The sequence below is a fragment of the Streptomyces sp. NPDC028928 genome, from assembly GCF_055564915.1.
On record NZ_JBVHVI010000003.1, the window covers coordinates 281,695 to 299,528 of the forward strand.

General features: G+C 72.5%; 15 protein-coding genes. 7 read left to right on the plus strand and 8 right to left on the minus strand.

The features are described 5' to 3' along the window. Positions 1 to 7 precede the first annotated feature (7 nt). Positions 8 to 1,738, plus strand: coding sequence for an N-acyl-D-amino-acid deacylase family protein (locus tag ACZ4U1_RS10370; protein WP_467901903.1), 1,731 nt, complete (start codon positions 8 to 10; stop codon positions 1,736 to 1,738). Further along, positions 1,735 to 3,186 (plus strand): aldehyde dehydrogenase family protein, encoded by a 1,452-nt coding sequence (locus tag ACZ4U1_RS10375; protein ID WP_467901905.1) that lies wholly within the window; start codon positions 1,735 to 1,737, stop codon positions 3,184 to 3,186. The genes ACZ4U1_RS10370 and ACZ4U1_RS10375 overlap by 4 nt, the downstream gene beginning before the upstream one ends. Before the next feature lie 9 nt (positions 3,187 to 3,195). On the opposite strand, the gene ACZ4U1_RS10380 is transcribed toward ACZ4U1_RS10375, so the two are convergent. Genes ACZ4U1_RS10380 through ACZ4U1_RS10390 form a run of 3 tightly spaced genes read right to left on the minus strand, consistent with a single transcriptional unit; the run spans position 3,196 to position 5,945 of the window. After that, a complete protein-coding gene (locus tag ACZ4U1_RS10380) occupies positions 3,196 to 4,086 on the minus strand; it encodes a hypothetical protein (protein ID WP_467901907.1) in 891 nt (296 codons plus the stop codon). A gap of 19 nt (positions 4,087 to 4,105) precedes the next feature. Beyond that, positions 4,106 to 4,501 (minus strand): nitroreductase/quinone reductase family protein, encoded by a 396-nt coding sequence (locus tag ACZ4U1_RS10385; RefSeq protein ID WP_467901909.1) that lies wholly within the window; start codon positions 4,499 to 4,501, stop codon positions 4,106 to 4,108. 25 nt (positions 4,502 to 4,526) lie between these two features. Continuing rightward, positions 4,527 to 5,945: a CehA/McbA family metallohydrolase gene (locus tag ACZ4U1_RS10390; protein WP_467901911.1), complete on the minus strand. Its 1,419-nt coding sequence runs from the start codon at positions 5,943 to 5,945 to the stop codon at positions 4,527 to 4,529. Positions 5,946 to 6,049: 104 nt separating this feature from the next. Here ACZ4U1_RS10390 and ACZ4U1_RS10395 point away from each other — a divergent pair, with 104 nt between their 5' ends. From ACZ4U1_RS10395 to ACZ4U1_RS10405, 3 genes are read left to right on the plus strand one after another with little or no spacing between them, the layout of a single operon-like run. Continuing rightward, on the plus strand, positions 6,050 to 6,916 hold the full coding sequence (locus ACZ4U1_RS10395; RefSeq protein ID WP_467901913.1) for an LLM class F420-dependent oxidoreductase: 867 nt from the start codon (positions 6,050 to 6,052) through the stop codon (positions 6,914 to 6,916). 24 nt (positions 6,917 to 6,940) lie between these two features. Further along, entirely contained in the window at positions 6,941 to 9,526 is a 2,586-nt protein-coding gene (locus ACZ4U1_RS10400) for a bifunctional FO biosynthesis protein CofGH (protein WP_467901915.1), read from the plus strand. Positions 9,527 to 9,586: 60 nt separating this feature from the next. Then, positions 9,587 to 10,150: a hypothetical protein gene (locus ACZ4U1_RS10405; protein ID WP_467901917.1), complete on the plus strand. Its 564-nt coding sequence runs from the start codon at positions 9,587 to 9,589 to the stop codon at positions 10,148 to 10,150. On the opposite strand, the gene ACZ4U1_RS10410 is transcribed toward ACZ4U1_RS10405, so the two are convergent. Continuing rightward, positions 10,143 to 10,649: a DUF2165 domain-containing protein gene (locus tag ACZ4U1_RS10410; protein ID WP_467901919.1), complete on the minus strand. Its 507-nt coding sequence runs from the start codon at positions 10,647 to 10,649 to the stop codon at positions 10,143 to 10,145. The genes ACZ4U1_RS10405 and ACZ4U1_RS10410 overlap by 8 nt on opposite strands. A gap of 139 nt (positions 10,650 to 10,788) precedes the next feature. Between ACZ4U1_RS10410 and ACZ4U1_RS10415 the strand changes: the two genes are divergently transcribed. Beyond that, positions 10,789 to 11,904: an ADP-ribosylglycohydrolase family protein gene (locus tag ACZ4U1_RS10415; protein WP_467901920.1), complete on the plus strand. Its 1,116-nt coding sequence runs from the start codon at positions 10,789 to 10,791 to the stop codon at positions 11,902 to 11,904. 1 nt (position 11,905) lies between these two features. Here ACZ4U1_RS10415 and ACZ4U1_RS10420 read toward each other — a convergent pair whose 3' ends face one another. From ACZ4U1_RS10420 to ACZ4U1_RS10430, 3 genes are all read right to left on the minus strand, one after another. Continuing rightward, positions 11,906 to 12,523 (minus strand): hypothetical protein, encoded by a 618-nt coding sequence (locus tag ACZ4U1_RS10420; protein WP_467901922.1) that lies wholly within the window; start codon positions 12,521 to 12,523, stop codon positions 11,906 to 11,908. A gap of 40 nt (positions 12,524 to 12,563) precedes the next feature. After that, positions 12,564 to 14,135, minus strand: coding sequence for a sodium:solute symporter family protein (locus ACZ4U1_RS10425; RefSeq protein WP_467901924.1), 1,572 nt, complete (start codon positions 14,133 to 14,135; stop codon positions 12,564 to 12,566). Between the two features lie 127 nt (positions 14,136 to 14,262). Then, on the minus strand, positions 14,263 to 15,051 hold the full coding sequence (locus tag ACZ4U1_RS10430) for an SDR family oxidoreductase (RefSeq protein WP_467901926.1): 789 nt from the start codon (positions 15,049 to 15,051) through the stop codon (positions 14,263 to 14,265). Between the two features lie 74 nt (positions 15,052 to 15,125). Between ACZ4U1_RS10430 and ACZ4U1_RS10435 the strand changes: the two genes are divergently transcribed. Then, entirely contained in the window at positions 15,126 to 15,965 is an 840-nt protein-coding gene (locus ACZ4U1_RS10435; protein WP_467901928.1) for a hypothetical protein, read from the plus strand. Positions 15,966 to 15,968: 3 nt separating this feature from the next. Here the strand turns inward: ACZ4U1_RS10435 and ACZ4U1_RS10440 are convergent, their stop codons facing one another. Next, positions 15,969 to 17,819 carry an MFS transporter gene (locus ACZ4U1_RS10440; protein WP_467901930.1) on the minus strand — a complete coding sequence of 617 codons (1,851 nt, stop codon included), beginning with the start codon at positions 17,817 to 17,819 and terminating at the stop codon, positions 15,969 to 15,971. Between the last annotated feature and the right edge of the window lie 15 nt (positions 17,820 to 17,834).

A 17,834-nucleotide genomic window follows, 5' to 3' on the forward strand; every position in this document is an offset into this window, starting at 1 on the left:
CCCCGGCATGCTGGACCACCTGATCAAGGGCGCCACCGTCGTGGACGGCACGGGTGCGCCCGCCCGCACCGCCGACGTCGGTATCCGGGACGGCCGGATCGCCGTCGTCGGCACGGTCACCGAGACGGCCCGCACCACCGAGGACGCGCACGGTCTCGTCCTCACCCCCGGCTTCGTCGACCCCCACACCCACTACGACGCCCAGCTCTTCTGGGACCCGTACGCCACCCCCTCCCTCAACCACGGCGTGACCACCGTCGCCGCCGGGAACTGCGGGTTCACCCTCGCCCCGCTCAACCCCTCCCGCCCCGAGGACGCCGACTACACCCGGCGGATGATGTCCAAGGTGGAGGGGATGTCCCTGGTGGCGCTGGAGGAGGGGGCGCCCTGGAGCTGGCACTCCTTCGGGGAGTACCTGGACGCCCTGGAGGGGCGGATCGCCGTCAACGCGGGCTTCATGGTCGGGCACTGTGCGCTGCGGCGGTACGTGATGGGGCCGGACGCCGTCGGGGGACAGCCGAGCGCCGACCAGATGGACGCCATGCTGCGGCTGCTGCACGAGGCCATGGACGCGGGGGCCTGGGGGCTGTCCACCACGCAGTCCGGTACGCACTCGGACGGAGACGGGCAGCCGGTCGCCTCCCGGCACGCGAGTCCGGCGGAGCTGCTGGCGCTGTCCAAGGCCGTCGGGGAACACGAGGGGACGCAGATCGAGGCGATCGTCGCCGGCTGCCTGGACCAGTTCAGCGACGACGAGATCGATCTCCTCGTGGAGATGAGCGCGGCCGCCGGACGGCCCCTGAACTGGAACGTGCTCACCATCGACGCCGCCGTGCCGGAGCGGGTGCCGCGGCAGCTGAGCGCGAGTGAGCGGGCCCGGAAGGCCGGCGGGCGGGTCGTGGCGCTCACCATGCCGATCCTCACCCCGATGAACATGTCCCTGGGCACCTTCTGCGCCCTCAACCTCATACCCGGCTGGGGGCCGGTCCTCGGGCTGCCCGTGCCCGAGCGGATCGCCCGGCTGCGGGACCCGGCCGTCCGGGAGGAGATGCTGCGGCGGGCCCGGTCGAAGGAGGCCGGTGTCTTCCGGCGGCTCACGGACTTCGGGCGGTACGTCATCGGGGACACCTACAGCGAGGCAAACCGCGACCTCACCGGCCGCGTGGTCGGGGACATCGCCGCCGAGCGCGGCCAGGACCCCTTCGGCTGCCTGGTGGAGATCTGCGCCGACGACGACCTGCGTACGGTCCTGTGGCCCATGCCGAGCGACAACGACCCGGCGTCCTGGGCGCTGCGCGCCGAGACCTGGCAGCACGAGGACGTCCTGCTCGGCGGCTCGGACGCGGGCGCCCACCTGGACCGGATGTGCGGGGCGCCGTACACCACCCGGTTCCTCGGGGACTGTCTGCGCGGGCGCAAGCTGGTCGGTCTGGAGCGGGCGGTGCAGATGCTGACGGACGACCCGGCGCGGCTCTTCGGGCTGCGCGAGCGGGGCCGGGTGAGGGAGGGCTGGCACGCGGACCTCGTCCTCTTCGACCCGGAGCGGATCGACGCCGGCCGGGCCCGGCTGGTGCACGACCTGCCGGGTGACAGCCCCCGGCTGGACTCCCGGGCGCTCGGGGTGCGGGCCGTCTGGGTGAACGGGGTGGAGGCGATCCGGGACGACGTGGTGACCGGGGCCGTACCGGGCCGGGTACTGCGGTCCGGGCGGGACACGCGGACGGTGGGCACACGGTGAGCGAGGGGCAGCCGCTGTTCGTCGGCGGGGAGTGGCCGGCGCCGGACGCCGGGCACTACCCGGTGACCGACCCGGCCACCGAGGAGACCGTCGGCTGGGCGCCGGAGGCCTCGCCGGAACAGGCGCGGGCGGCCTGCGCGGCGGCCCGGGAGGCGTTCGGGGCGTGGTCGCGGACCCGGCCGGAGGAGCGGGCCGCGGTGCTCGGGCGGGCCGCGGAGATCATCCGGGACCGGCTGGTGCCGTACGCCGACCTGGCCCGGGCCGAGACCGGCGCGACCACCGCGACCGCGCGTGCGATGCAGGTCGGGGTGGCCGCCGCCCGCTTCCGCCGGTACGCGCGCGTGGAGAGCGCCGAGTGGGCGATCGCCCCGCAGATCAACGAGGCCGGGCCGATGGGGAGGGCCGGGGTGACGGGGGCGCTGGCGGTACGGCAGCCCGTCGGGGTCGTCACCTGCGTCACCTCGTACAACAACCCGTGGGCCAACCCGGCCGGGAAGATCGCCCCCGCCCTGGCGATGGGCAACACGGTCGTGGTGAAGCCCGCCCCGCAGGACCCCCTCTCCGTCTACCGGATGGCCGAGGCGCTGGAGGCGGCCGGGGCGCCGCCGGGCGTGGTGAACGTCGTCTCGGGCCGGGACGTCTCGGTGGGCGAGGCCGTGGTCGCCTCCGCGGACGTCGACATGGTGAGCTTCACCGGATCCACGGCCGTCGGGCGGCGCATCGCCGAGGTGTGCGGCCGGGACATGAAACGGCAGCTGATGGAGCTGGGCGGGAAGGGCGCCGCACTCGTCCTGGACGACGCCGACCTCCCCTCGGCCGTCGCCGGCATCGGCACCACCTTCTCCTTCTACAGCGGCCAGATCTGCACGGCACCGACCCGGGTGCTGGCCCAGCGGCGGGTGTACGAGCCACTGGTGGAGCAACTCGCCGCATACGCCGGCCGCTTGAAGGTGGGCGATCCCCGAGAACCGGACACGGTCGTGGGCCCGGTCATCTCCGCCGAGCACCGGACGCGCGTGGAGTCGTACGTCGAACTCGGCCGCGAGGAAGGCGCCGTGGTCGTGACGGGCGGTGAACGCCCGCCGCTGGACCGCGGGTTCTTCGTCACGCCCACGCTGCTCGCCGACTGCGCGAACGACATGCGGGTGGCCCGGGAGGAGATCTTCGGGCCCGTGGTGGTGGTGATCCCGTTCGACGACGAGGACGAGGGGGTGACCCTCGCCAACGACTCCGACTACGGGCTCATCGACTACGTCTGGTCCGGCGACGTGGCCCGCGCCTTCCGCGTGGCCCGGCAACTGCGCGCCGGAGGCGTCGGCATCAACACGGTCGCCCGCAACATGGAGGCCCCGTTCGGCGGCTTCAAGAGGAGCGGCGTCGGCCGCGACGTCGGCGTGTACGCCCTGCACGCCTACAGCGAGGTGCAGTCCCTGGTGTGGCCGGGGTGACCTGGGGCTTCACTGGGTGAAGAACGACGCCGGGTGGCGGGGGTCCGCCGAGCACACGAACAGCCCCGCGTGGCTCCCGCGGCCGACGGTCATGCCGACCGGCTCGCGGGACGCGTCGCCGGCCTCGCCGCCCGTCCGCAGATGGCGTTCCTCCAGCGGCCGGAAACGGTCCGGTGCGTCGTCGGGGGCCCAGCTGCCGAGGTGGTACTCGTAGGTGTCGCACTGCAGGAACAGCTCCAGCGGCGCCCGGCACTCGCCGCACTCCAGGGCGTCCGGCAGGCCGGTCGTGCACCAGTCGAGGCAGCCGCCGAGCTTGTAGCCGGGGACGGTGGTGAGGTCGTCGGTCAGGCCGCGTTCGGTCAGCCAGGTCTCGAAGCGGCCGGCGAGGCCGTCCGGGAGTTCCTCGAAGCCGGGGTAGTCCGTGACCCGCTCGGGGTGCAGGACGCAGGCGCGCGGGATCATGCCCTCGTCGTACGCCGGGTGTTCCTCGGGAGCCGGCTGCTCGGCCGGCGGGCCGGTGACCTCGGCGGCCCGGCGCCAGAAGAGCCGGCAGGCCTGGCCCCAGCCCTCCGGGTGCGGCTGGTCGTGCCAGTCGGGGCACCACAGGAGCTGGACGAGGTCCGTGCCGTCGGGGAAGCGGATCTCCGGGAAGCCGGCCGCGGTGAACTGGGCCACCGCGACCATCGGGAGGGTGTAGGCCCTGCCGTTCACGTCCTTGTGGCCGGCGCACTCCGGCCATGGTTCGGCGGCCGGCCACAGCACCGGGCCGCCGATGTGGCTGTCGTACGGGCCGGGTGTGCCGCGGCGCGGATGCAGCCGGACGGCGGGGCGGGCGTGCGGCAGCAGATCCGGGAAGTCACGGGCCGGTTCGATGGCGGAGGGCGCGGTGGTGAGCTTCACGCGCGCAGTGTCGCCTCCGTCAGTCCGTCAGGTCCACCCGTACCGTCAGCAGGTCCGTGCCGAACGCCCGTACCGCCGCGCTGTTGAAGCGGGGCAGGGTGCGCAGCCGGGTCACGGCGTCGTCGTCGGGGAGGAGATGGGCGGTGCCGTGGTGCCAGCGGCCGGCGATGCGGACCCGGACCGTGGGGTCGGCCTGGATGTTGCGCACGTACTGCGACCTGAGGCCGAACTCGGAGACCAGCCAGAAGGAGGTGCCGACCCGGCGCCCGCCGACCGGGGTCCGCCGGGGCAGACCGGACGTGCGGCCGGTGGTCTCCAGCAGGGTCTGGAACGGCAGGCGCCGGTTGATCGGGTTGGCGACGTACCGCTGGAAGCGGGTCACCAGCCGGTGCTTGCGGTCGGTGCGGTCTGACATCTCGTCCCTCTCGGTGGCGAGGCCATCATGCCCCTTCCTCGGGCCCCCCGTCGCCGACCCGCCCCAGGAACACCGGGTTGGTGAACGCGGCCATCGCCCCGGGTACCGGTCCCAGCGGTGTCTCGTGCCGTACCTCGGCCCGTACGTAGGCCGCGCGGGCCGGGGTCGTCCGCCACGCCACGGTCCCGGTGCCGGACACCGGCAGCGGCCCTCCGGTGAGCATCACCCCCTGGTCGGTGACGAGCCGGACCGAGCAGCGCGGCGCCCCGGACACCTCCAGCCGGACGGTCACCTCGGTGTCGTACCCGACCGCCAACCGCTCCCCGATCCCCGCCTGTTCGCCTCCGTCGGCCGTCGCGGAGAAGGTCAGCGAGACGTGCCGCGACTCGGCCACGTACGACCGTCCCGCCCGCAGTCCCTCCAGGACCGCCTCCCGGGTCAGCCCGTCGGCGAGGACGACCGTCTGGGGCAGCCCGACCACGTCCGGATCGCGATGGGCGTCACTGTCGCCCATCGCCGGCAGCCACGCCCGCTCGCCCCGCGCCGACGCCACCAGCCGCGCGTCCCAGGCCGCCAGCGCCATCTCGTCGTCCGGTGTCCAGGCCCCGTTCCACACCTCCACGGCGTCCGCCTCCGCGAACCCGAACTTCCAGCCGCAGCCCACGCAGTCGGCGTGCGGATGGGCCGGTACGACCAGGCCGCCGGCCCGGCGGATGTCCCGCGCGAAGTGCGCCCAGCGGCCGTCCCGGGCCCGGTAGCGCCAGTCGACGAAGGTGCCCGGCTCGGTGCCGAGCGCCAGGACGTGCCCGTTGCGGGTGGTGACCTCCTCACCGAGCAGCACCAGCAGGTCGTCACCGGCCGCGTCGGCCCAGTGCGCGTGCGCGGCGTTGGTGTTGTGGTCGGAGCTGTTGAGGAAGTCCAGCCCGGCGGCCCGGGCCAGGGCCGCGATCTCGGCCGGGGTCCGGCGGCCGTCGGAGTGCCAGGAGTGCAGATGGCAGTCACCGCGGTACCAGTCCCGGCCCCGCCCCCGGGCCCGGTCCGGCGGATACACCGGCTCCGGCGTCGTGCCGGCCGTCCCTTCCACCGGCGTGACGGTCACCTCGTACGACAGCCCCTGCGGCGCCACGGTGTACGGCCCGAGCGCGATGTACCAGGTGCCGGGCCGGAGCGGCCCGGGGAGATACCCGGGCGTGGCCTCGTCCGCCCGCACGAAGAACTCGGTCCGCGCCCCGCCCGACCACCCCCGGAACCCCCGCCCGCCCACTTCGGTGCCGCGCCGGTCGAACAGCCCGATGTCGAGGGCGTTGCCGGGGGTGCCGGGCGGGACGGGGGGTTTGTCGTAGGTGTAGGAGACCTTCAACTCGCCGGTTCCGGGCGGGACTTCGAAGGGGAGGTACACGAAGTCGGGCGAGCCGGGTGCGATGGTGCCGCGCAACGTCGTCACACCCTCAACGTAAGCCCCCTGGGCGACGCGGGGAACGACGCGACCAGCCACATGGAACCCGCGCGAACCCCTGACGGGCAACCGACCAGTCGGTACGATGTCCCATGCGCATCTCCGTCACGATCTTCCTCACCGACGAGACCATCACCCCCACCCGCCTCGCCCGCGAACTCGAAGAACGCGGCTTCTGCGGCCTCTACCTCCCGGAACACACCCACATCCCCACGGAGCGCACGACCCCCTACCCGGCCGGCGGCGACCTGCCCCGCGAGTACGGCCGCACCCTGGACCCCTTCATCGCCCTCGGCCAGGCAGCCGCCGTGACCCAGCGGCTGGCGCTGGGCACCGGCATCACCCTCGTCGCCCAGCACGACCCCATCGACCTCGCCAAGCAGATCGCCACGCTGGACCACCTGTCCGGCGGCCGCTTCACCCTGGGCCTCGGCTATGGCTGGAACGTGGAGGAGGCCGCCGACCACGGCGTGACCTGGCGGACCCGGCGGGAGCTGGTCCGGGACCGGATGGCGCTGATGCGGGCCCTGTGGAGCGAGGAGCCGACGGCGTACGAGGGGGAGTTCGGCAGCGTACGGGCCAGCCTCGCCCACCCCAAGCCCGCCCAGAAGCCGCGCGGCCCCGTCGTCGGCCCCCGCACCCTCGTCGGCGGGGCGGCGGGGCCGAAGCTGTTCGCGCACATCGCCGAGTTCGCCGACGGCTGGCTGCCGATCGGCGGGCGGGGGCTGACCGAGTCGCTGCCCGCGCTGCGCTCGGTGTGGGCGGACGCGGGCCGCGACCCGGCCGCCCTCCAGGTCGTCCCGTACGCCGTCCAGCCCACCCCCGGAAAGCTCGCCCACTACGCGGATCTGGGGATCGAGGAGGTCGTGGTGCAGCTGCCGCCCGGCGGTGCGGCGGAGGTGCTGCGCGCGCTCGACGCCTACGGCCCCCTCCTCGCGGGCGGTGCTCCTCGGCGGTGATCACCGCGACCGTATGCTCGAGAGATGACGACTTCCGCGACCTCCGGAACCGGCCCGACCGAGAACTCCATGCGTCGCGCCCTCAAACGTGCCCGGGACGGCGTCGCCCTCGACGTCGCCGAGGCGGCGGTGCTCCTCCAGGCACGCGGTGAGGATCTGACCGACCTCGCCGCCTCCGCCGCCCGGGTGCGGGACGCGGGGCTGGAGGCGGCGGGCAGGCCCGGCGTCATCACGTACTCGAAGAGCGTCTTCATCCCCCTCACCCGGCTGTGCCGGGACAAGTGCCACTACTGCACGTTCGCCACCGTGCCCGGCAAGCTGCGCCGCGCCGGGCACGGGATGTTCATGTCCCCCGACGAGGTGCTGGACATCGCCCGCAAGGGCGCCGCCCTCGGCTGCAAGGAAGCCCTGATCACCCTCGGCGACAAGCCGGAGGACCGCTGGCCGGAGGCGCGCGAGTGGCTCGACGCGCACGGCTACGACGACACCATCGCCTACGTCCGCGCCATCTCCATCCGGATCCTGGAGGAGACGGGGCTCCTTCCCCACCTCAACCCGGGCGTGATGACGTGGACGGACTTCCAGCGGCTGAAGCCCGTCGCGCCCAGCATGGGCATGATGCTGGAGACCACCGCCGAGCGGCTGTGGTCCGAGCCGGGCGGCCCGCACCACGGCTCCCCGGACAAGGAACCGGCCGTGCGGCTGCGGGTGCTGGAGGACGCCGGCCGTTCCTCCGTGCCGTTCACCTCCGGCCTGCTCATCGGCATCGGCGAGACGTACGAGGAGCGCGCCGAGTCGCTGTTCGCGCTCCGGAAGATCTCCCGGGCCTACCACGGCATCCAGGAGCTGATCATCCAGAACTTCCGCGCCAAGCCGGACACGGCGATGCGCGGCATGCCGGACGCCGAACTGGACGACCTGGTCGCCACGGTGGCGGTCGCCCGGCACATCATGGGCCCCTCGGCCTGCCTCCAGGCCCCGCCGAACCTGGTCGACGCCGAGTACGAGCGGCTGATCGGCGCCGGCATCGACGACTGGGGCGGGGTCTCCCCGCTGACCATCGACCACGTCAACCCCGAACGCCCCTGGCCGCAGATCGAGGAACTCACCGAGCGCTCCCGCGCCGCCGGCTTCCGACTGCGGGAACGGCTCTGCGTCTACCCGGAGTTCGTCCGCCGCGGCGAGCCCTGGCTGGATCCGCGGCTGCGCCCGCACGTGTCGGCCCTCGCCGACCCGGAGACGGGCCTCGCCCGGGAGGACGCGGTCGTGGAGGGCCGGCCCTGGCAGGAGCCGGAGGAGGTGTTCACCGCCTCCGGCCGCACGGACCTGCACACGTCCATCGACACCGAGGGCCGTACGGGCGACCGGCGCGCCGACTTCGACGAGGTGTACGGCGACTGGGACGCCCTGCGGGAGGCGGCGGCCCCCGGGATGGCTCCGGAGCGCATCGACGCCGATGTGCGCGAGGCGCTGCGCACGGCGGCCGACGACCCGACCCGGCTGACCGACGCCGAGGCCCTCGCCCTGCTGCACGCGGACGGCCCGGCGCTGGACGCGCTGTGCCGGGTGGCCGACGACGTGCGCAGGTCGGCGGTCGGCGACGACGTCACCTACATCGTCACCCGCAACATCAACTTCACCAACGTCTGCTACACCGGCTGCCGGTTCTGCGCCTTCGCGCAGCGCCGTACGGACGCGGACGCGTACACGCTCTCGCTGGAGCAGGTGGCGGACCGCGCCCAGCAGGCGTGGGAGGTGGGCGCGGTCGAGGTGTGCATGCAGGGCGGCATCCACCCGGACCTGCCGGGCAGCGCGTACTTCGACATCGCGAGGGCGGTGAAGGAGCGCGTCCCGGGCATGCACGTGCACGCCTTCTCCCCGATGGAGGTGGTGAACGGCGCGACCCGGACCGGGATGTCGATCCGGGAGTGGCTCTGCGCCGCCAAGGAGGCGGGCCTGGACTCCATCCCCGGTACGGCGGCGGAGATCCTGGACGACGAGGTCCGCTGGGTGCTGACCAAGGGCAAGCTGCCCACGGCCACCTGGATCGAGGTGATCACGACCGCGCACGAGCTGGGCATCCGCTCCTCGTCCACGATGATGTACGGGCATGTGGACCAGCCCCGGCACTGGCTCGGCCACCTGCGCACGCTGGCCCGGATCCAGCGGGAGACGGGCGGCTTCACCGAGTTCGTCACGCTGCCGTTCATCCACACGAACGCGCCGGTGTACCTGGCGGGGATCGCCCGGCCCGGCCCGTCCATGCGGGACAACCGGGCGGTGACGGCGATGGCCCGGCTCCTGCTCCACCCCTGGATCCCCAACATCCAGACAAGCTGGGTGAAACTGGGCACCGAGGGGGCGGCGGAGATGCTCCGCTCCGGCGCGAACGACCTGGGCGGGACGCTGATGGAGGAGACGATCTCCCGCATGGCGGGCTCCTCCTACGGCTCGTACAAGTCGGTCCGCGACCTGGTCGCGGTGGCGGAGGCGGCCGGCCGTCCCGCGAAGCCGCGCACCACGCTGTACGGCGAGGTGTCCGAGGAGCGGCAGCGGGCGGCCGAGGCGTCCGACGGGCACCTGCCGGAACTGCTGCCGGTCCTGGACTGAGTACGATGATCCGACCCCTGTGCTGAGAAGAGGGGACCCGTAGCGGAGGAGATGCGTCCCGTGGCTGCCCGACTGCCCTCGTGGGCCTGGGTCACCGGTCTGACGACGGGGGCGACCGCGGTCGTCGTCGCCCTCGCCGTGCAGGCGGACGCCGGGCCGCATCCCACGGCCTCCGTGGCCAGGCCCAGCACATCGGCGTCGGCGAGCCCGCACGCGACGCTCACGCCGAAGGCGCCGGCCGAGCACGCCCTGCCGGACAACTCCGGCGAGGGCCGCCGGATCGTGTACTCGCTCGGCGAGAAGCGGGTCTGGCTGGTCGACGCGACCGGCAGGGCCACCCGCACGTTCACGGTGTGGCCGGGCACGGTGAGCCCGCGGCCCGGCCGCTACTCGGTCACCCTGCGCACCCAGTCCCTCAAGGGCTCGGACGGCGTGGAGATCGAGCACGTCATGTACTTCACCAAGGTGGACGGCGTGAACGTCGCCTTCTCCAACGCCCTGGACGGCGCCTCCCCGCCCCCCGCCAACGGCCAGAAGCTGGGCGGGATCCGCCTCCACAAGGAGGACGGAGCCGTCCTGTGGGCCTTCGGCGACCAGGGCACGCGGGTGGCGGTCGTCAACTAGCGTCCCGGCGGCCGGACGGCAACTGGTTGACGATCAGCGCCACTCCGGCCAGCAGGAAGATCCGGGTCGCCGCGTCCAGCCCGTTCCACGTCTTCGACTGCCACATCGCGAACCACTCACCGCCGATCGCGATGAACCCGGCACCGAAGAGCAGCAACAGCATCAGCAGCCCGTAGGTGGAGAACCGCCGGGCCCGGTCGTGGTCCCGCCGCGCCCACAGCCACGTCCCCCAGATCAGGACCAGGGCGGCCGCCGTCTCCCACACGATGATCAGGACGTAGGCGGTGTCCTGGAGCGCCGTGCTGGTGACGGCCCGCCACATCAGGTCCTCGTCCTTGAACGTCGTGTCCATCGCCAGCACATGCCGTACGAACTGCTGGTTGGTCCCGAAGTCGGTGATGTTCCCGAGGGCGACCAGGGCGATGTAGAGGGCGAGTATGCCGGTGAGCACACCGGCGGCAAGACGGAGGCCGGTGTGGCGCGTGGGGGTGGTGGTCATGGCTGGATTCTCCCTGGTGGCCGCCCCCCTCCGCCGTACGCATTGCGCCAGAATCCGGCCGGGCACCACTGATCGGACCGTTCCCGGTCGATTACAGTGCTGGGCGTCGTACAGGCGGACGGTGCCGTGGGGAGGTCTGGTGGGGGCGACGACCGGTGCCGTCTGGGGCCGTGCCGAGCAGCAGGACTTCCGCAGCCGGGTGCGCGGCACACTGCTCGGGGCCGCGGTCGGCGACGCGCTGGGCGGGCCGGCCGACCCGCTGTCCCTGGAGGAGATCCGGGCCGCGTACGGCGGTGAAGGGCTGCTGGACCTGGCGTTCGGCCACGGGCGGCGCGGCACCGTCACCCACCACACCCAGCTGACCCTGTTCACGGTGGACGGGCTGATACGCGCCCAGGTACGCCGTGACACCGGCGCCTGGCATCCGCCGACCGATCTGCACCGGGCCTATCTGCGCTGGGCGGCCACCCAGCGGGACTGGGGGCCCGACGAGCGCCGCAAGGACGACGGCTGGCTCGCCCGCGAGGAGTGGCTGTACGCCCGCCGGGACCCGACCCGCGCGCTGCTCATCGGGTTCGGCGACGAGACCATGGGCACGCTGGAGTCCCCGAAGAACCCGGGGGAGCTGGGCCCGGAGGCGGTCGCCCGCTCGGCACCCTTCGGTCTCCTCGTCGGCTGGGAACCCCAACTGGTCGTCCAGCTCGCCGTGGAGTGCGCGGCCCAGACCCACGGCCACCCCATCGCCTACCTGTCGGCGGGCGCGTACGCCGTGATCGTCCATGCGCTGGCCCGGGGCGACAGCCTGGACGGCGCCGTGCAGCGTGCCCTCGCCCTGCTCGCCGTCCGCCCCGGCCACCAGCCGGTCTCGGACGCCCTCCAGCACGCGCTCGGCGCGGTACGGCAGGGGATACCGACGCCCGCCCGGGTGGAGGAACTGGCCGGCGACGGCACGGCGGACGGGCTGCTGGCCGCGTCGGTGTACTGCGCGCTGGTGGGCGAGGACGTCCGCCACGGCCTCTGCCTCGCGGTGAACCAGAGCGGCCCCTCCGCCGCCGCGGGCGCCCTCACCGGCGGCCTCCTCGGCGCCCTCCACGGCGAAACGGCCCTCCCCCCGGCCTGGCTGGCCGAACTGGAGGGCCGCCCCACGATCCTGGAACTGGCCGACGACTTCGCGATGGAAATGACCCAGGGCCCGGCGTTGCACAGCCCGGCCGGGGCGTCCCCGGGCTGGCTGGCCCGCTATCCGCGGGCCTGATTCAGGCGCGGACGCAGTGGTGGACGGTCATGCTGCCGTGTGCGTCGACGTGGCGGATGCGCAGACCGGCCTTCTTGTTGTAGTCCACCTCCAGCCGCTCCCCGGACGCGGTGCCCGACGCACCGGGCGGCTGCCAGGGCAGCATGAGGGAGACGGAGTCCCCTACGGTGGCCGGCACGTTCGAGGCGGCGGCCTCGTCCGTGTCACTGCTGTCGGGATCCAGTCGTTCGGGCATCCGGAGGGCGAGCCGGCCGCCCTGGAGCGCCCACGTGCCCCTGGGTGACCGGTCGCCGGCGTCCATGGCCCAGGTCCCGTCACCGACGGTGAGGCTGAACGTGTACGCCTCGGCGCTCGCTCCCGGCGGCTGCGAGGTGACCTTCCAGGAGCCGCGCACGAAGGCCGCGAACGCCCGGCCCGTCACTCCGGTGGCCCCCGACGGGGCGTCGCCGCCCTGACCGCCGCCGTGACCGCCGGTGCCCTTCGTCCTGCCGTGGCCCTTGTCGTCCCCGTTCCCCTTGCACGCGGCGAGCAGCGACGCGCCGGCACCGATGGCGAGATACCGCAGCGTGGTGCGGCGGCCCACCAGCCGGGAGGCCGCCCGCACTCCGTCCAGACCCATTCGTTTCCCCGTTCCTGCTTGTCGAAGATCAACCCGCAGGCTACAGGGGCCGGTTGGGTGCCCCCACGATGTCGTCACCGGCCGCGGCAGGGACGGGCACGGCCGCCGCGGTGTCGCCGTCGGTGTTCACCTTCTCGATGATCGCCAGCCGCTCCGACGTGTCCTCCGGCTTCAGGTAGCCGATGACGATGTACAGCACCAGGGAGACGGCGAGCGGGATCGAGACCTGGTACTGGAGCGGCACACCCCCGTCGACCCGCCAGCTGATCGGGTAGTTGACCAGCCAGAACGCGAGCAGCCCCATGGCCCAGCTGACGAGCGCCGCCGTGGGACCGGAGCGGCGGAACGGCCGGAGCAGGCCGAGCATCATCGGGATCGCCATCGGGCCCATGAGACCGGCGACCCACTTGATGACGACGGTGATGATGTCCTTGAAAGCGGGGGAGTTGACCTGCGTCGCGGCCGCCATCGACAGCCCGAGGAAGACCACCGTCGTGACGCGCGCCGCGATCAGTCCGCTCCGTGTGCTCCACTCCCGCGCCCTCGCCGAGAGCACCGGCGCGCAGTCCCGCGTGAAGACGGCGGCGATGGCGTTCGCGTCGGAGGAGCACATCGCCATGGTGTGGGAGAAGAACCCGACGATGACGAGGCCCAACAGTCCGTGCGGCAGCAGCTGTTCGGTCATCAGGGCGTAGGAGTCGGAGCCGTCCGGCTTCTGCGCCTCGACCAGCAGCGGGGACATCCACATCGGGAAGAAGAGGACCACCGGCCAGACCAGCCAGAGGATCGCCGACAGCCGGGCCGAGCGTTCGGCCTGGCGGGCGCTGCCGGTGGCCATGTAGCGCTGGGCCTGGTTGAGCATGCCGCCGTTGTACTCGAAGAGCTTGATGAACAGGAACGCCAGCAGGAACACCGTGCTGTACGGCCCGACCAGCGGCTTGCCGTGGCCGTGCAGCGCGGGCTCGTCCCAGGCGCCGAGGAAGCCGATGTTCTTGTCGTTCAGCTTCACCACGACCGCGATGAACATGGAGATGCCGGCCAGCAACTGGATGACGAACTGGCCGAGTTCGGTCAGCGCGTCCGCCCACAGGCCGCCGATCGTGCAGTAGACGGCGGTGATCGCGCCGGTGATGAGGATGCCCTGGTTCAGCGAGATGCCGGTGAACACCGACAACAGCGTGGCGATCGCCGCCCACTTGGCGCCCACGTCCACGATCTTCAGCAGCATGCCGGACCAGGCGAGGGCCTGCTGGGTGGGCAGGTTGTAACGGTTCTTCAGGTACTCCAGCGGGGAGGCCACATGGAGCCGGGAGCGCAGCCGGTTGATGCGCGGCGCGAACAGCTTCGACCCGATGGCGATGCCGAGCGCGATGGGGAAGGACCAGGTGATGAAGGAGGTGACGCCGTAGGTGTAGGCGATGCCCGCGTACCCGGTGAACATCACGGCGCTGTAGCCCGACATGTGGTGCGAGATGCCGGAGAGCCACCAGGGCATCTTGCCGCCGGCCGTGAAGAAGTCGGAAACGTTGTCCACGCGCTTGTGCGACCAGACGCCGATCGCGACCATCACACCGAAGTAGCCGATGAGCACGGCCCAGTCGAGACTGTTCATGTGCCCGATCGTGGTTCTGTCCACATGAACGCGACAAGCAAGAGGAAGGTCAAGTCACGGTAAAAATGTTCGTTGTGATGACCTCCGTTCACATTGATGAACAGTCCTTGTCCGTACCGCCACCGGCCTAGCGCATCAGCTCCCCCGCGTTGACCAGCAAGGACTGTCCCGTGATGCTCCTGGCCCGGTCCGAGGCGAGGAACACCGCCGCGTCCGCCACATCCCCGTCGGTGGCCAGGTCCGGCAGCGCCATCCGCTCGGTCAGCCGCCCCAGCACCTCCTCCTCCGGCACCCCCTCGCTCCGCGCGGTGAACCGCACGTACGCCTGCACCGGCGGCCCCCACATCCAGCCCGGCAGCACCGAGTTGACCCGGATCCGGTCCGGCCCCAGCTCCCGCGCCAGCGAGTACATCGCGCTGGTCAGCGCCCCCTTCGAGGCGGCGTAGGCGGCCTGCCGCACCTGCGAGGGCGCGGCCACGGCCGACTGCGTCCCGATGAACACCACCGAACCGCCCCCGCCCGCCCGCAGCACCGGCAGGCAGGCCCGGGTCATCCGCAGCGTCCCCAGCAGGTTCACGTCGAGGACGGACCGCCAGGTCGCGAAGTCGGCGTCCGCCAGCCCGCCGAAGTACGAGTCCAGGGCGGCCACCTGCACCACCGCGTCGATCCCGCCGAACCGCTCCCGCGCCAGCGCCGCCAGCGCCTCGCACTGCCCCTCGTCGGTGATGTCGGTCGCCCGGAACGCCGTCCGCGTGCCCTCCGGATCGATCCCGGCCGCGGTCCGCGCGAGGTTCGCCTCGGTGCGGGCGCCGAGGACGGCGTTCCCCCCGTCCCGGACGACGGCGGCGGCGACCTGGTGGCCGAGTCCGGCGCCGACCCCGGAGACGACGACGGTCTTGCCCGCGAGCAGCGACATGGAGGCCTCCCGGACCCTGGCGCTTTATCTGACGGAGCGTCAGAGTATGGGCGACCGCAGGAAAGGGGAACCGCATGAGCGAGGACACCCGCAGCGAGCGGTACGCCGAGCTGGCCGCCGTGGGCCCGTACGGCGTCCGCCCCGGCCACGCCCTGATCACCATGGTCGAGCCGCACCCCGGCCACGAGTACGCGTACAACCGCTGGTACGAGGACGACCACTACTACGCCGGCGCGATGGCCATGCCCTGGATGTACGCGGGCCGCCGCTGGGTGGCCACCCGGCAGCTGCAGCTCCTGCGCTACCCGGAGAAGTCGGCGATCGCCCGGCCGGTCACCGCCGGCTGCTACCTCTCCACCTACTGGATCACCGCCGGCCGCTACGACGACCACATGAAGTGGACGGTCGCCATCAACCAGCGCCTCAACCGGGACGCCCGCGTCTACCACGACCGCACCCACGTCTTCACGGCCTTCCAGGACCACGAGACGACCGTGTACCGGGACGGCGCCGCCGGGCCGCGGGACGTCCACGCCCTCGACCACCCGTACCCGGGCCTGGTGCTCGAGGTGATCGACACCGACTCGCCGGAGCAGCGGGCCGCCCTGCTGGAGTGGCTGCGCGCCCGGCACCTGCCGCGCCGCCTCGCCGGTTCCCCGTCCGCGCTGGTCACCGTGTTCCGGCCGACCCCGCTGCCCGGCGACCGCATGACCTACGTCAAGCAGGTCGAGGGCGTCGGCACCCGGCTGACGCTGCTGTGGTTCCTGGAGCGCGATCCGCGGGAGTGCTGGACGGAGCACTTCACCGGCCTGGACGAGCAGGTGGCGGAGTCGGGCCTCGGCCGGGTGGAGCTGGTCGCGCCGTTCATCCCGACGGTGCCGGGCACGGACACGTACGTCGACCAGCTCCGCTGACCGTCACGGCTTCTTCAGCTCGTCCGGGCAGGGCGTACCGCGCGGCAGCTGGTAGGGCGCGGCCAGCCGGTACGTCCCGGCCTTCGGCGCGTGCAGCACGGTCCACTTGTCCCCGTCGACGTCCTCCGGCGTCGCCATCAGACACGCCTTGGTCTTCTCGTAGGGCCGGCTCTTGCCGTGCTCGTCGACGACGCTCAGCCACGGCGAGTACGGGATCCGGATCAGGATCCGCCCGGCCTTGCGCACCCGCAGCGTCATCTCGCCCTGCTCGGCCCGGTCCACCACCGCGTTCGGCTCGGCGAGCGGCGTCGGATCGGTCACCTTGAACAGCTGCCAGTTGGCGTCGCCCCAGATTTGCTTCAGGTACGGCATCCCGCGCTGGAGCAGCTCGCGCTCGCCGCCGTCCCCGTCCACGTTGTCCTTGGGCAGCACCACGTAGTGCACCGCCCACCGCTGGAGCCACTCGTGGTAGGTCGCCGAGTTGAGCGTGTCGTCGTAGAAGAGCGGATTGCGCTCCATGTCGGCCTGCCGGTTCCAGCCGCGGGCCAGGTTGACGTACGGCGCGAGCGCGGAGGCCTCGCGGTGCGAGCGGGCCGGGACCACCTCGACGCGGCCCTTCTCGGCGCCGGCCTTCTGCAGCTCGTTGACGAGCGGGGCCAGTTCCCGCGCCCAGGACGCGGCCGGCGTGGTGTGGATGATGTCGTCCACCGACTTGAAGCCGAGCCAGCCGACGAAGCCCAGGAAGGCCAACACGGTCATGTACCACTTGCGGGACTTCGGCACGGTGTACGGCAGGGCCGCGATCAGCGTCGCGCCCGCGAACAGCATCGGCAGCCGCGAGATGTTCGACCCGATCTGCGAGCTGATCAGCCAGACCAGGACGACGGAGACGCTGTAGACGGCGGCCGTCAGCCGCACGGTCACCCAGTGCTTCGGCACCAGGAACAGACAGAACAGGCCGTACAGCAGGGGCAGGACCACCGAGCCGAAGATCATCGGCTGGGTGCCGGAGAACGGGAACAGCCAGGCCGACACCGCGACCACCGCCGACGGCGCGAGCCCCAGCGCCCAGGCGCCCGGCCGCCGCTTCTGCAGGAACAGCGCGACCGCGACCAGGCCCACGAACAACCCGGCGACCGGCGAGGCCATCGTGGCGAGCGCGGCCAGCGGGGCGGCGACCAGCGCCTTCGCCCAGCGTTTGAACCGCCACCGGTGCGGCCAGCAGAACACGGCCGCGACCGCGCCGAGCGCGAACATCGTGCCGAGCCCGAAGGTGACCCGGCCGGAGATCGCGTTGCACAGCAGCGCGAAGACCCCGGCGAGCGAGGCCCACAGGGGGTTCTTCACCGACCGGCTGCGGATGAGGACCATCGTCAGCAGGCCCGCCGACACCGTCCCGGCGATCATCATCGTCGTACGGACACCGAGGACCGACATCAGATACGGCGACACCACGCTGTACGACACCGGGTGCATGCCCCCGTACCAGGCGAGGTTGTACGCCGAGTCCGGGTGCCGGCCGACGAACTCCGCCCACGCGTCCTGCGCCGCGAGATCGCCGCCGCTGTTCGCGAACGTGAAGAACCAGATGATGTGCAGCACACCGGCGAACGCCGTCACCGACAGCACGGGGTGCCGGAGCATGCGCTGCCGGAGGGGTTCCAGGGCGGCGAGCGGACGTGCGCGCCCGTCGGGTCGTGTGCCGGTGCGTGCGTCGGTCCGTACGCCGAAGGCGCGGCCGTCCGCGGTGCGGCTGTCCGCGTCAGGCGTGTCCGTCATGGACGGACGTATTCGCGGGCCGGATCCCGGGCCCGGATCTGCTTCGTCGGCGCGTGTCGGCTCCGCTGTGGCCACCTGAAGGCACTCCCC

Bases quoted from the DNA above. Each gene is read 5' to 3' on its own strand.
- ACZ4U1_RS10370 (WP_467901903.1), top strand. From the start codon at position 8: ATGCTGGACCACCTGATCAAGGGCGCCACCGTCGTGGACGGCACGGGT.
- ACZ4U1_RS10385 (WP_467901909.1), bottom strand. From the start codon at position 4,501: ATGTCAGACCGCACCGACCGCAAGCACCGGCTGGTGACCCGCTTCCAG.
- ACZ4U1_RS10395 (WP_467901913.1), top strand. From the start codon at position 6,050: ATGCGCATCTCCGTCACGATCTTCCTCACCGACGAGACCATCACCCCC.
- ACZ4U1_RS10400 (WP_467901915.1), top strand. From the start codon at position 6,941: ATGACGACTTCCGCGACCTCCGGAACCGGCCCGACCGAGAACTCCATG.
- ACZ4U1_RS10410 (WP_467901919.1), bottom strand. From the start codon at position 10,649: ATGACCACCACCCCCACGCGCCACACCGGCCTCCGTCTTGCCGCCGGT.
- ACZ4U1_RS10420 (WP_467901922.1), bottom strand. From the start codon at position 12,523: ATGGGTCTGGACGGAGTGCGGGCGGCCTCCCGGCTGGTGGGCCGCCGC.
- ACZ4U1_RS10425 (WP_467901924.1), bottom strand. From the start codon at position 14,135: ATGAACAGTCTCGACTGGGCCGTGCTCATCGGCTACTTCGGTGTGATG.
- ACZ4U1_RS10430 (WP_467901926.1), bottom strand. From the start codon at position 15,051: ATGTCGCTGCTCGCGGGCAAGACCGTCGTCGTCTCCGGGGTCGGCGCC.
- ACZ4U1_RS10435 (WP_467901928.1), top strand. From the start codon at position 15,126: ATGAGCGAGGACACCCGCAGCGAGCGGTACGCCGAGCTGGCCGCCGTG.